The sequence below is a fragment of the Mucilaginibacter agri genome (assembly GCF_009928685.1).
Taxonomy (GTDB): domain Bacteria; phylum Bacteroidota; class Bacteroidia; order Sphingobacteriales; family Sphingobacteriaceae; genus Mucilaginibacter; species Mucilaginibacter agri.
Genome location: NZ_WWEO01000044.1, coordinates 460,120 through 473,348, shown reverse-complemented (window position 1 = coordinate 473,348; position 13,229 = coordinate 460,120). Strand labels below are relative to the sequence as shown.

Annotated in this window: 12 protein-coding genes; 9 read left to right on the top strand and 3 right to left on the bottom strand. The window is 42.7% G+C overall.

What is annotated here, in order from left to right:
* Positions 1 to 119 precede the first annotated feature (119 nt).
* Both GSY63_RS18240 and GSY63_RS18235 read left to right on the top strand, forming a co-directional pair.
* The gene (locus GSY63_RS18240) at positions 120 to 3,134 is read left to right on the top strand and encodes a glycosyltransferase family 117 protein (protein ID WP_166587266.1); all 3,015 of its coding nucleotides are present in this window, start codon (positions 120 to 122) and stop codon (positions 3,132 to 3,134) included.
* A gap of 36 nt (positions 3,135 to 3,170) precedes the next feature.
* Positions 3,171 to 3,938, top strand: coding sequence for a DNA-formamidopyrimidine glycosylase family protein (locus GSY63_RS18235; protein ID WP_166587265.1), 768 nt, complete (start codon positions 3,171 to 3,173; stop codon positions 3,936 to 3,938).
* Positions 3,939 to 4,056: 118 nt separating this feature from the next.
* On the opposite strand, the gene GSY63_RS18230 is transcribed toward GSY63_RS18235, so the two are convergent.
* Positions 4,057 to 5,121 (bottom strand): M20 family metallo-hydrolase, encoded by a 1,065-nt coding sequence (locus tag GSY63_RS18230; RefSeq protein ID WP_166587264.1) that lies wholly within the window; start codon positions 5,119 to 5,121, stop codon positions 4,057 to 4,059.
* A gap of 237 nt (positions 5,122 to 5,358) precedes the next feature.
* On the opposite strand from GSY63_RS18230, the gene GSY63_RS18225 reads away from it, so the two are divergent.
* The 3 genes from GSY63_RS18225 to GSY63_RS18215 are packed head-to-tail and all read left to right on the top strand — an operon-like array spanning position 5,359 to position 7,576.
* Complete coding sequence (locus GSY63_RS18225; RefSeq protein ID WP_166587263.1) at positions 5,359 to 6,021, top strand: basic secretory protein-like protein; 663 nt, start codon at positions 5,359 to 5,361, stop codon at positions 6,019 to 6,021.
* Positions 6,022 to 6,066: 45 nt separating this feature from the next.
* On the top strand, positions 6,067 to 7,353 hold the full coding sequence (locus tag GSY63_RS18220) for a DUF2851 family protein (protein WP_166587262.1): 1,287 nt from the start codon (positions 6,067 to 6,069) through the stop codon (positions 7,351 to 7,353).
* Between the two features lies 1 nt (position 7,354).
* Entirely contained in the window at positions 7,355 to 7,576 is a 222-nt protein-coding gene (locus tag GSY63_RS18215) for a PspC domain-containing protein (protein WP_166587261.1), read from the top strand.
* Between the two features lie 8 nt (positions 7,577 to 7,584).
* Here the strand turns inward: GSY63_RS18215 and GSY63_RS18210 are convergent, their stop codons facing one another.
* Positions 7,585 to 7,824 (bottom strand): hypothetical protein, encoded by a 240-nt coding sequence (locus GSY63_RS18210; RefSeq protein ID WP_166587260.1) that lies wholly within the window; start codon positions 7,822 to 7,824, stop codon positions 7,585 to 7,587.
* Positions 7,825 to 7,881: 57 nt separating this feature from the next.
* A complete protein-coding gene (locus GSY63_RS18205) occupies positions 7,882 to 8,529 on the bottom strand; it encodes an ankyrin repeat domain-containing protein (RefSeq protein ID WP_166587259.1) in 648 nt (215 codons plus the stop codon).
* Between the two features lie 92 nt (positions 8,530 to 8,621).
* On the opposite strand from GSY63_RS18205, the gene GSY63_RS18200 reads away from it, so the two are divergent.
* The 4 genes from GSY63_RS18200 (at position 8,622) to GSY63_RS18185 (ending at position 13,200) form a co-directional block, all read left to right on the top strand.
* The gene (locus GSY63_RS18200; RefSeq protein WP_166587630.1) at positions 8,622 to 11,291 is read left to right on the top strand and encodes an FtsK/SpoIIIE family DNA translocase; all 2,670 of its coding nucleotides are present in this window, start codon (positions 8,622 to 8,624) and stop codon (positions 11,289 to 11,291) included.
* Positions 11,292 to 11,358: 67 nt separating this feature from the next.
* Complete coding sequence (locus tag GSY63_RS18195; protein WP_166587258.1) at positions 11,359 to 12,039, top strand: LolA family protein; 681 nt, start codon at positions 11,359 to 11,361, stop codon at positions 12,037 to 12,039.
* A gap of 127 nt (positions 12,040 to 12,166) precedes the next feature.
* Positions 12,167 to 12,439, top strand: coding sequence for a hypothetical protein (locus GSY63_RS18190; protein WP_166587257.1), 273 nt, complete (start codon positions 12,167 to 12,169; stop codon positions 12,437 to 12,439).
* Positions 12,436 to 13,200: an MBL fold metallo-hydrolase gene (locus GSY63_RS18185; RefSeq protein WP_166587256.1), complete on the top strand. Its 765-nt coding sequence runs from the start codon at positions 12,436 to 12,438 to the stop codon at positions 13,198 to 13,200. Before GSY63_RS18190 ends, GSY63_RS18185 begins: the two co-directional genes overlap by 4 nt.
* The last annotated feature ends 29 nt before the right edge of the window (positions 13,201 to 13,229 follow it).

Genomic DNA, 13,229 nt, shown 5'->3' with positions numbered 1-13,229 from the left:
TTCCTGCCTCTCTCGCAATGTGTTAAATATTGTTAAAGAATGTTAAACATAGCTATGCTGATAAACACTGCGTTACAATAAGCCGGATATTAGTGCTGAAAACTAAACTGCTTTACAACATGAGCTATCAAAAAATTAATAACCTGTTTGGCTGGCTTTGCTTCTTAGTAGCCGCGACAACCTACATTTTAACTTTAGAACCATCCGTAAGTTTTTGGGACTGCGGCGAATTCATAGCATGCGCTTACCGTTTACAGGTATCGCACCAACCGGGTTATCCTATGTTTGCCATGTTAGGCAAAGCGTTTTCTCTATTGTCTATGGGTGACAAAACCAAGGTTGCGTATTTTACTAACATGGGCTTTGCACTATCCAGTAGTGCGGCCATTATGTTTCTGTTTTGGACTATTACAGCAATGGCTAAAAAGCTGCTGATTAAGCGTGGCGAAACGCAGACTACTACCCAAACCATCATGATAATGGGAGCGGGGTTAGTCGGTGCATTAGGGTTTATTTTTACAGATACGTTTTGGTTTTCGGCTGTAGAAACAGTAGTGTTTTCGCCCGCTATGTTGTGTACAGCGGTGGTTTTCTGGGCCATATTCAAATGGGAAGCTCAGGTTGATGAGCCCGGCTCCGATCGTTGGTTGGTGCTTATTGCTTATGTAATGGGGCTTTCGGTAGGTATACATTTATTAAACTTATTAACTATACCTGCCATGACTTTGGTTTATTACTTCCGCAGGTATAAAAATATCAACGTTAAAAATACCATCATTGCTTTTTTGGCTGGAGTGGTGTTGCTGGCAGTTGTGCAATTTGGTATTATCCAATACACGGTAAAGCTTTTCGCTTACGCCGATTTATTTGCGGTAAACAGTCTCGGCATGCCGTTTAATTCGGGCGCTTTAATCTTTTTAGCCCTGTTGGTTGCTTTGATTGCTTATGGTATTGTATACAGTATTCGCAAACATAAACCGGCTTTAAACCTTGCGTTGGTTTGTTTGGCATTTATCTATTTCGGTTACAGCTCGTTTACCATGGTACCTATCCGCGCGCATGCGGATACCAACCTGAATAACTACCACGCTGATAACGCGTTTTCTTTGGGCGAATACCTCAGCCGGATACAGTACGTGGCTCCGCCATTATTGTACGGGCCATATTTTGATGCTAAGGCTATCGATCAGAAGGAAGGTATCACTATGTATCGCAAGGGACCAAAAAGCTACGAGGTTGTTGGTAAAAAGCAGGAATTAATTTATGATCATAATACCATTATGCCTCGTATTTTTAGTACCGATGCTAACGACGTGGCTTTTTATAAAGATTGGCTACGCTTGGGTGACGGACAAACGCCAACGTTTTCCGACAACCTTAGCTGGTTGTTTAGCTGGCAGATCTATCAAATGTACTTCCGCTATTTTCTATGGAATTTTGTAGGCCGTTATAACGACATCGACGGACAAGCGAGCACCCATTCGCTTAACGGTAACTGGACAACCGGTCTGCTTGATCATAGTCGACACTTGCCGGACTCGATTATGAAAAGTAATACCTATACACCGCTGTATGCACTACCGTTAATTGTTGGTTTACTGGGCATGGTGTATCAATATCGCCGCAACAAGCAAGATGCCCTGGTTATAGCCGTGATGTACTTTTTTATGGGGATAGCCATAGTGCTTTATGTAAACCAGTATAACCTGCAACCACGCGAACGCGATTACTCATACGTGGGCTCGTTTTATGCCTTTGCCATTTGGATTGGGTTAGGGGTATTGGCTATGGCCGATCTGTTGATGAAAAAACTAAATGCCCGTACTGCATCGTACCTCTCTATTGCCACGTGTTTGCTGGCCGTCCCGGTTTTACTTGCCTCTAAAGAGTGGAAAGATCACGATCGTTCTACCAAGACCATAGCGCATGATCTGGCTTATAATTACCTGATCTCTTGTCCTAAAAATGCCATTCTTTTTAATTCTGCCGATAATGAAACTTATCCGCTCTGGTACGTACAGGAAGTAGAAAACGTAAGGCCTGATGTTCGACTTATTAACGTCAACCTGTTCTCAGCTGGTTGGAACGTTCGCCAAATGCAGCACCCTATTAACGAAGCCGCTGCAGCGCCTATCAGTATGCCTTATGATAAATACAAAGATGGCGTAAGGGATATTATACGCTTTAACGATGCCAAATTGCCCGATTCGGTTGAGCTGAAAGATGTGTTTGAGTTTATAACCTCAGATGATATGCGCGCCAAGGTGGAGTACCAGGATGGCAGCAGTGAAAATTATCTGCCTACCAGAAACTTCAAGATAACCGTTAATAAAAAACAGGTACTGGATAATCATGTGGTTACCGCTGATCAGCAAAATAAAATTGCCGATACTATTGAGTGGAAATATCCGGGACAATACTTAACTAAGGCTGGTTTAGGTATGATGGATATTTTGGTGCATAACGATTGGAAACGCCCAATCTGTTTCGCCACTTCCATGACCGACGAGGAGATTATCGGCCTCAGACCACATCTTTACAAAGAAGGATTGATTTACCGTTTAATTCCTTTCAAAACAGAAAAAAACACTACCGACAACGAGCAGACCAATACCATGGCCATGTACAATAACATGGTTAACAAATACAAATGGGGCAACATAAAAAATGCCCGCTATCTGGATAGCCAAACCGTTGATGTGTTCTACCCAATGCTTTTGAGTAACTGGATGACGCTTACCCAAAATCTAGCCGCAGAAGGTCATCATAACGAAGCTGTAAACACCCTGCATAAGATGGATGAGGTAATGCCCGATTTAACACCATACATTGATGTTGCAGCCCGCAAATATTACATTGCAGATACTGCATACCACCTCAAAGATATTAACCTGGGTAATAAATATGTTAACAGCATCAATACCTATGTTAAGGATCAGTTAGATTATAACTATCGCCTATTGAAAGATAATGCCGATAGCATAAGTTTACGCGATGTTCAGATGGGCATGTCGCTGATGCAGGCAATGGCTGGTATGACCAGAGATAATAATCAGCTTGCTTTAAACACCAAACTGGAAGGCGAACTAAAAGACTACGAAAATAAATTTTCTGCTATTTTAGGGAAGCAATAACGGCGCTAAGCTGTTATTGCTTTAAACCCGATTATTATGCCCGAATTACCCGATTTGCAGGTTTTTGCCCGCAACCTCGATAAAAAGTTAGGTGGTAAAGCGCTGAAAGAGATTAGCACCACTAGTAAGAAACTCAACGTTTCTGCCCATGAATTGCAGCACGCACTTCGCAATGAAACATTGAAGAAAGTTTACCGCGAAGGCAAGGAACTTTATTTCGACTTCGGTGCACATATTTTGGCGCTGCACCTCATGTTGCATGGGCAGCTGTTTTTGTTTGAAGGGAAGAACGATAACAAATACACCGTGGTAGAGTTGCATTTTACGGATGGCTCTGGCCTGGCGCTGACGGATTTTCAATCCGCAGCCACACCAACGCTCGATCCTGACAAGAAAGACGCCCCTGATGCGCTGGATGAATCTGTAACGCCAAAATGGTTAACGGATCAATTGCAGAAGAAACGCACAGTTATTAAAAACCTGCTGCTCGATCAAAAGTTTATCCGTGGCATTGGTAATGCCTATGCAGATGAGATTTTGTACGATGCCGGTATCTCGCCATTTTCTATAGCCAATAAAATACCAGAGGAAAAGATAAAGGAGCTGGCTAAATCCATTACGCATGTATTAACCCACGCTGAAAAGGAAATCACCAAAGCTAAACCTGATATTATCAGCGGTGAGTTTCGTGATTTTCTGCAGGTGCACCATACCCGTAAAAAGGAAACGCCGAAAGGGGAGAAGATCTTGATTAAAGATGGCACGAGGAAAACTTATTATACGGAGGGACAAACCTTGTACTAAGCCCCCCAGCCCCCTAAAGGGGGAGGTTTAGGCCCAGGTACTAAAATAAAAGCCCTGTTTGAACTATCAAACAGGGCTTTTATTTTTCTTTCGCTCCCCCTTTAGGGGGCTGGGGGGCTTAGCAAATCCCTTCTAGCATTTTCACATAAAGCTCAATGCCTTCGCGAATTTCGTCTACATAAATAAATTCATCAGAACTATGCGAACGAGCTGAATCGCCAGGGCCAACCTTTACTGACGGAATGTCTAACAGCGATTGATCTGAGGTGGTAGGCGAACCATATGTGGTACGTCCTAAAGCTATGCCCGATTGTACAATCGGATGGTTTTTATCAATCGATGATGGTTTTAAACGGATAGAGCGTGGCTTAACCCCGCTGCCAACATGCTGGCGGATAATCTCTAGTACCTCCTCATTGCGGTAAGCATCTGTAACGCGTACATCGACCGTAAAGGTACATTCGGCTGGTACTACGTTATGCTGCGAGCCAGCGTTGATAATGGTAACTGACATTTTTATCGGGCCAAAAACTTCCGATTCTTTAGGGAATCGATAAGTGCGGAACCACTCGATATCTTTGATGGCTTTGTAGATCGCATTATCGCCTTCTTCGCGGGCGGCATGACCTGCTTTGCCGTGGGCAACGCAATCTAACACCATTAAACCGCGTTCGGCAATGGCTAGCTGCATAAGGGTAGGCTCACCAACAATCCCGAAATCAAGCTTGCCTAAATCAGGAATGATTAGTTCCAGGCCATTAACGCCAGAAATTTCCTCCTCGGCAGTAGCGGCAAGGCAAAAGTTATATTTAAGATTCTCTTTTTCGTAGAAGTGTAAAAAGGTAGCAATAAGCGATACCAGGCAACCACCGGCATCATTACTGCCTAAACCATAAAGTATGCCATCTTCAATTTTGGCCTCAAATGGGTCGCGCGTATAGCCGCTGTTCGGCTTAACAGTATCGTGGTGCGAGTTAAGCAATATGGTTGGTTTAGCCGGATCAAAGTGCTTGTTCCAGGCCCAAACGTTGTTCATTTTACGGTGGGTTTTTACACCATGTTGCTCCAGATAAGCATTAACAATATTCGCTGTAAGGTTTTCTTCTTTACTGAAAGATGGGGTTGATATTAAGTGGCGAAGCAACTGTACGGCTTCCTGAAATAATATATCAGTGTAAATCATAAATTTATAAGCAGGCGCAAAGCGCACGATGTTATTGGTATATAAGGTACAAACATAGGAGTTATTTGGTTAAGTGAATGTTAAATTAGTAGCGCCCCAACCTTAAATAATTGTTTTGATAACCTAATTGTGCATTAGTGTTTTTGATTTACCAAGGCAGCATTCTTTAAACTGAACCCTCTAAGTTGACGATTTCGTTTGTGTTTCAATTGTTAATAATGTTTATTTTGCAACCCTATGAAAGCACTACTATTATCCCTGTTTACCGTGCTGGCTATCTCAGCATTTGCCCAAACACCCGAGGTTACAAAAAAAGGAAGCTATACACTTACCTTTAGCAATAACGACCCAAATCTGGATCCGGTGGTTAAAGAGCGTCTTATTTCTACCTTCTTCAAAGTATATCCGGAACTAGCCAAGGAGTATAATAAGAAGACTGCCAAAAAGGTTTATATGATGATAGACACCGCCTATAAAGGTGTTGCCGAAACCGACAATGCCCACGTACGCATCAGTGCAGCATGGATGCACAAAAAGCCAGAAGATATTGATGTGGTTACCCATGAGGTAATGCATATTGTGCAGGATTATGGCCAAACTAATGGCCCGGGCTGGTTAACGGAAGGCATTGCCGACTACGCACGTAACAAATTTGGTGTTAATAATGCTGCTGCCAAGTGGGCCCTTACCGACTACAAGCAAGGTCAAAACTACGATAATAGCTACCGGGTTACTGCGCGGTTTTTATTGTGGATAGAAACCCATAAGAGGATGAATATGGTAAAAATACTCGACAAGCAAATGCGCAAGCACACCTACGTGGACAGCGTTTGGGAACAAGAGGCTGGTAAAACTTTAGACGGGCTTTGGGCCGAATACATTGCCAATCCAACTTTGTAATCACATATATTTCGGTAAATTGCATGCTGATACTAACCCTTAGGCATGCTTTTTACCGAAGATTTTTTATACCACGTATGGAAGTTCCGGCTGTACGACCGGGATCAACTCAGAACCACCACTGGCGAAACTATCGAGGTAATTAATCCGGGTACCCGCAACACCAATGCTGGTGCCGATTTTCAACAAGCGCGCATTAAAATAGGGGATACCCTCTGGGCGGGTAATGTCGAAATTCATGTGGCAGCTTCGGACTGGCAAAAGCACAATCATCAGCAAGATAGGGCTTACGATAATGTGATCCTCCATGTGGTGTATCGAAATGATTTACCTGTGGAGACTACCGAGGGTAACCTGTTACCAACACTCGAGCTCGAACACCGCATCCCAGCCGAATTATATGGTCGTTACCATAGCCTCGTTTACGGTGAACAGAAAGTTATTCCTTGCGAAAGCGCTATTCATACGATAGACGACCTCACCATGCGTACCTGGCTTACGCGGGTATTGGTGGAGCGATTGGAAAAGAAGTCCGCCTTTGTGATACAGACTTTAAATCAGAATCGGGGTGATTGGGAAGAGACCTTTTATCAACATCTTGCCAGCAGTTTCGGGTTTAAGATTAATTCTTTACCGTTTGAGATGCTGGCCAAATCTCTGCCGCAGATCATATTGAGCAAACACAAGAATAGCATGCTGCAAATAGAGGCGCTGATATTTGGCCAGGCAGGTTTTTTGGAAGATGAATTGAGGGATGATTACCCTAATCTGCTTAAAAAGGAATATCAGTTTCTACGAAAGAAATATGGCTTTGAGCCTTTAGATAAATACCTCTGGAAGTTTTTGAGGCTTCGCCCTTTAAATTTCCCGACCATCAGGCTGGCACAGTTTGCCGCGTTGATCAGTAAATCGAACCACTTGTTTTCTAAAGTGTTGGAAATAAGTGATGTAAAATTGTTGCGCGAACTATTTACAGATATACCGGTGAATGCTTACTGGGAAACTCATTACAGGTTTGATGTGGAGAGTAATCCATCGTCAAAAGAGATGGGGTTGGCTTCTATTGACAGTCTGTTGCTCAATACTTTGGCATTATTTTTATTCAGTTATGGCAGGCAACGGCAGCAGGAGCAGTATGTAGATCGTAGTTTGGCTTTATTAGAGCAATTACCTGCCGAACAGAACTCAATTATTAGTAACTTTGATGATCTGGGAGTTAAAACCAAAACGGCTTTTGAATCGCAGGCTTTATTAGAACTAAAAAACAATTACTGTAATTATAAGAAATGCCTGCAATGCAGCGTTGGTAATAAGATATTAAAACTGGTTTGAGATGTTACAACGGATATTAACCTTTTTCGAGCGATATTCTTTTGGGGTTTGCACTTACCTGGGCGGGCGCTTTAATATCTCAATCAACAAAATACGGCTGTTTTTTATTTACTCGTCGTTTTTGGCGGTGGGCTTCCCGTTAATATTTTACTTCTTTGCAGGTATCGTACTGGATATACGCAATTACGTAAAGCGCGTACATACCCGCGTTACAGATCTCTGAAAGCTGGTCTAGATCTGCTCTTCAAACTCAATTTTTACCTGTACGTCTTTATCGTTATGCACCTTGGCAAATTGGCGTGGGTTGCGCGTAAAGTCTGGATCGGTATCCAGGTAGATATTTAAGATGTTGATAATCTGTGGTTTTGATTCTGAGCCGATGTTGTAGATACACGATTGTCCGCTATCCAGCTTAGATTTAATTTCCTGGTATTCCTTACCGGTGAGCATCACCATCTTTTCAGCTTTCATGCAGTGTTTATATTATAATATTACAACGTGTAAACGTACGATTTGATTTCGTATCGCTTAGCTTAAAATATCAGCAATTTCATTAAATCCTTTTTCGCGTGCCAGGTCGGCTGGTAGTTTGCCGCCTTCCATACGTACATCAACTAATGCACCGGCTTCCAGCAGCATAATCAATATATCCAGATTACCATTTTGGGCGGCGCTATGCAGTGGAGTGGTGCCGGCTTGTTGCACCACGTTTACTTTCGCCCCGCTGTCAATCAAAAACTTAGTGATATCGGTGTAGTTACCGGCAACGGCCGAGTGTATGGGTGCCACATTAAAACCATTTTGTGCGGGTTGGTTTACGTCGGCTCCCTTTAGCACCAAATACCTGGCTACTTCTAAGTGCCCGAAAAAAGACGCCAGGCCGAGCGGCGTAAAGCCATCGGGCGCGAAGCTGTTAACCATATCGGGTTTGGTTTGCACCAGGTAGGCCACGGCATCAAATTTGCCAACAGCCGCTGCTTCGTACAAATTAATTTCATTAAGATGTGCAAGTATCAGGTTTGCGGCTTGTGGTTTTTTAAAGTAACAGGCAAGTAATAAGGGCGATACATTGTAACTGGTATTGCTGGTGGCCAGGTCGGGGTATTGCGTTAGCAGGGCTTTAAGTCCGGCAAGGTCATCAGCACTAATATATGCTTCCAGTTGTTCAACGCTCATGAGTCCAATAATACAAAAAAATTAAAAACTATTACAAATGGTGCTTTAATCTATTAACTTTATATTTGCATTTTACACTGTCGAAAATCAGGATGCCGCCAAAAGGGAATCAGTTTAGATCTAATAGTTTCAAAGACGAGAGCAAGCCACGTCAAGGTTCAGTAAAAGGCGAACGTGAAAGGAGCATCAAACCACGGTTAGATTTACCATCGTTTGACTTGCAGAATGGTCGCCTCATCAAGATAGTTGGCCTCTTTTTTCTGATACTTTCCATTTTCTTCTTCATTGCATTTACAGCCTATCTGTTTACCTGGCAAGAGGATCAGAGCTACGTATCGCATGCTAACGGGGGATGGCATAATCTGTTTAAAACCCAGCAAGAGCTTATAGATAATGGGGTTAAAGACCCGATAGTTGATAACTGGATGGGTAAACTGGGCGCGTTACTATCAGATCAATTTATTTATCAATGGTTTGGTGTTGCATCTTACATTTTCGTAGGCATCTTCGTAATTATTGGCTACCGTTTCTTGTTTAAAGTAAGGTTGCTGTCGCTAAGCAAAACGTTAGCTTATTCTCTTTTCTGCATCATATTTTTCTCCGTAGCTATTGGCTTTGTCCATGGCATGATATCCGATTACCCCCACTTTTTAGAGGGTGAGTTTGGCTACTGGAGCAATCGTTTGCTCGACGCGCAGATAGGACAGGCGGGTACAGGTTGTCTACTTGTTTTTGCAGGCCTCACCGTATTAATTATTGCTTACAACATCGACTTTAAACTTCCTGAACGTAAAACCAAAGGTGGTTTAATGCCTTCAGCAATGAGCGATGGTGTAATACCCGAGCCTGTTGATCTGGAAGACGAAATACCGTCAGAGCCTTTCGAGTGGCAAAAAGGTAATCGTGCCAGATTTGAACCTGTTGTTGATAAACCTGCGGATACTGAGCTATTACAGCAGAACATCATAAATCATAAACCAGTTGTAGCTGCTGATCCTGTTGAGGTGGAGAGCATTGTGCCGCATACAGCCTCGCATAATACCGTACTGCAAAACAACATACTGCACGAGCCTATTATTTTAACGCCTGAGCCTTTGATAAATGACCGGGAACCGGCCGAGAGCGAAGACCAGGAAGAGATACCACTTACGCTAGAAATAGAAGAAACCCGCCCGCAGGCAGAACTTCCTATTGAGCAGGAAACTCCGAAAACAGCCAACGAATTGGTTGAAAAATTTGGTGCATTTGATCCGAAGCTAGATCTGTCGGGTTACAAATATCCACCTATTGACCTGTTGGAGAATTATGGCTCTAACAAAATTTCGGTAGATGCAGGTGAGCTTGAGGCCAACAAAAATAAGATTGTAGAAACGCTGAACCATTACAACATCGAGATCGATAAGATCAAAGCTACTATTGGTCCAACGGTTACGTTATATGAAATTATCCCGGCGCCTGGGGTGCGTATCTCCAAGATCAAAAACCTGGAAGACGATATAGCCTTAAGCCTGGCCGCTCTCGGTATCCGTATCATTGCCCCAATGCCGGGTAAGGGTACTATCGGTATAGAGGTGCCGAATCAGCATCCCGAAATGGTGTCAATGCGTTCTGTTCTTAATTCAGAAAAGTTCCAGAACACCACCATGGACCTCCCAATTGCCTTGGGTAAAACTATTTCCAACGAAGTATTTATTGCCGATTTGGCTAAAATGCCCCACTTATTGGTGGCAGGTGCAACTGGTCAGGGTAAATCTGTGGGTATCAATGCCATCCTGGTGTCGTTGTTATACAAGCGCCACCCGGCCGAATTGAAGTTTGTATTGGTAGACCCTAAAAAGGTAGAGTTAACGCTGTTCCGCAAGATAGAAAGACACTTTTTAGCCAAATTGCCAGATGAGGCAGATGCCATTATCACGGATACTAAAAAGGTAATTAATACGCTAAACTCACTTTGTATCGAGATGGATCAGCGTTATGATCTGTTGAAAGATGCACAGGTGCGTAACCTAAAAGAATACAACGCCAAGTTTGTTAACCGCAAGCTTAATCCAAATGATGGTCACCGCTTCCTGCCATTTATTGTGCTGATTGTGGATGAGTTTGCCGATTTAATGATGACTGCAGGCAAAGAGGTGGAAACACCAATTGCTCGTTTGGCTCAGTTGGCCCGTGCTATTGGTATCCACTTGGTTATCGCTACACAACGCCCATCAGTGAACATCATTACTGGTACTATTAAAGCTAACTTCCCGGCAAGGCTTGCCTTCAGGGTTTTGTCTAAAATAGATTCGCGTACCATTTTGGATTCGGGTGGTGCAGATCAACTGATCGGTCGTGGTGATATGCTTTTAGCCATGGGTAGCGATTTGATCCGTTTACAGTGTGCTTTTGTTGATACACCTGAGGTTGAATTGGTTTCCGATTTTATTGGTAACCAACGTGGTTACTCAACAGCCATGTTATTACCCGAATATGTTGGCGAAGGAGAAGCAAGCAGCAGTGCCAAAGAATATGACCCGGACGATCGCGATGCTATGTTCGAAGATGCTGCCCGTTTAATCGTATTGCATCAACAAGGATCGACCTCGTTAATTCAACGTAAATTAAAATTAGGGTATAATCGTGCCGGTCGTATTATCGATCAGCTAGAAGCAGCCGGTATAGTTGGCCCATTTGAAGGCAGCAAGGCACGCGAAGTTTTATACCCTGATGAATACAGCCTGGAGCGCTATCTCGAAGAATTACAGAAACCGCGTGATTAAACCAAATATATATTTTACTATCTAACTCCAAATAAACGTCCCCTATAGTTTTGGGGAAGATCAAGACATGAAAAAATACGCACTATTATTTGTACTGGCATTAATAACAATAAGTAAAACATTTGCCCAAAAAGATGCCCAGGCAAAAGCCATTTTAGATCAGGTTACGCAGAAATATAAAACTTACGATGGTATAAAAACCGATTTTGTGTTTACGCTTGATAACCCGCAGGCGAATATTAAAGAAACACAAACAGGTACTTTGATAGCCAAATCAAAAAGTAATAAGTTTAAGGTAACTATTTATGGTAAGCCGGTTGGCGGCAAACCCGCCGTTGCGCAAGAAATAATCAGCGACGGCAAAAGCCAGTGGACTTACCTGAAAAAAGACAACGAAGTACAGGTGAACGATGCCGATAAAAATGGTGAAGGCTTAAACCCAGCCCAGATTTTCACCATGTACGAAAAGGGTTATAAATACGTATACGTTGGCGAGCAAAAGCTTAATGCAAAGGCCTGCCAGGTGATAGATCTAAGCCCAGTTGATGCTAAAAAGTCTATTTTTAAAGTAAGGCTGTTTGTTGATAAGGCTCAAAAGCAAATTTACAGCGCTATGCTGTTCGATAAAAACGGTAACAAGTATAATTATACATTAAAAACGTTTGCATCAAATGCAGCCATCCCTGATAATACCTTTAGTTTTGATCCTAAAGCGCATCCGGGCGTTGAAGTTGTTGACTTACGATAATAAGTAAATAGGTAGCAAAAACAAAGGCCATCCCAAACCGGATGGCCTTTGTTTTTGCAAACAATTAGCAAGTATTTCGGCTTAATTGCTAATTTTGAAAAAGCCCTTAATATCAGATCAAGGTTAAATGCTTACACTCACCAATCATACACTCGAAAAAATCGAGAACCTGCTCAAATCAGCCGGTTATAAGGTGAGGTATGAAAAAGGCAATTTTAAAACTGGCGCCTGCCTGCTGCAGAATAGCCGTATGATTGTGGTGAATAAGTTTTCGAATCTGGAAGTCAAGATCCAGTCGTTGGCCGAACTGGTACGAACCACAGAAATTGATCAGAAATTGCTGGACGAAAAACAGCTGGCCTTTTATCAGCAAATTAAACAAACCGAATTACAGCTGTGACCATAACTTTTTTAGGAACCGGAACTTCACAGGGTGTACCCGTTATAGCCTGCACTTGCGAGGTATGCATGTCGACCGACAAGCATGATAAACGACTGCGTACCTCTATTTTGGTAGAAAGTGAAGAGAAGGTTGTAGTGATAGATTCGGGGCCCGACTTTAGGTATCAAATGTTGCGTGAAAAAGTTATGCACCTCGATGCCATTGTTTTTACGCACGAACACAAGGACCACATTGCCGGCATGGACGACATTCGCGCTTTTAATTTTAAGCAACAATCGGCCATAGATGTGTATGCGTCAGAGCGTGTGCAGGCATCATTGAAACGAGAATTTTATTATGTTTTTGCTGATTTTAAATATCCGGGTACTCCACAAGTAAACTTGCATACCATAAATGAGAACGCCCCTTTTGATATCGGCGATATTCATTTAACGCCCATAGAGGTGATGCACTATAAACTACCGGTGTTGGGATTCCGAATTAAAGATTTTACCTATATCACTGATGCTAAAACAGTAAGCGACATTGAGAAAGAAAAAATAAGGGGGAGTAAAATATTAGTAATTAATGCCCTGCAACGCCAAAGCCATATTTCGCATTTCACGTTCGACGAAGCGATCGCTTTTGCGCAGGAGATAGGAGCAGAGCAGACTTATTTTACTCACATAAGCCACCGTTTGGGAAAACATGCTGATGTGAGTTCAGAATTACCGGATAATATTTACCTGGCCTATGATGGATTAAAACTCACCATCTGATAGGCCAGATCTAATACCTATTATAAAAG